Origin of the sequence: Pseudomonas sp. MWU318 (assembly GCF_016756945.1) — a bacterium.
Classification (GTDB): domain Bacteria; phylum Pseudomonadota; class Gammaproteobacteria; order Pseudomonadales; family Pseudomonadaceae; genus Aquipseudomonas; species Aquipseudomonas putida_A.
Genome location: NZ_JAESJL010000028.1, coordinates 1 through 611, shown reverse-complemented (window position 1 = coordinate 611; position 611 = coordinate 1). Strand labels below are relative to the sequence as shown.

Below are 611 nucleotides of genomic sequence, written 5' to 3'. Positions count from 1 at the left end.
ACGACGCCAGCGCCGACGGTACGACCGCCTTCACGGATAGCGAAACGCAGACCGTCTTCCATCGCGATGGTTTTGATCAGGGTAACAGTCATCTGAATGTTGTCACCTGGCATTACCATTTCAACGCCTTCTGGCAGCTCGCAGTTACCAGTCACGTCAGTAGTACGGAAGTAGAACTGTGGACGGTAGCCTTTGAAGAACGGAGTGTGACGACCGCCTTCTTCCTTGCTCAGAACGTAAACTTCTGCGGTGAACTTGGTGTGCGGCTTAACCGAACCCGGCTTGACCAGAACCTGACCACGCTCAACGTCGTCACGCTTGGTACCACGCAGCAGAACGCCACAGTTCTCGCCAGCACGACCTTCGTCGAGCAGCTTGCGGAACATTTCAACACCGGTGCAGGTGGTGGTGGTGGTGTCGCGCAGACCAACGATTTCCAGCGCATCTTGAACGCGAACGATACCGCGCTCGATACGACCAGTCACAACAGTACCACGACCCGAGATCGAGAATACGTCTTCGATTGGCATCAGGAATGGCTTGTCGATCATACGAACTGGCTCTGGGATGTAGCTGTCCAGAGTTTCAACCAGCTTCTTGACGGCAGTGGT

The 611-nt window shown here is 55.0% G+C and carries 1 protein-coding gene; it reads right to left on the bottom strand.

From position 1 onward, the window contains the following. The coding region (locus tag JN524_RS27170; RefSeq protein WP_202371315.1) for an EF-Tu/IF-2/RF-3 family GTPase at positions 1-611 on the bottom strand (611 nt) is incomplete at both ends.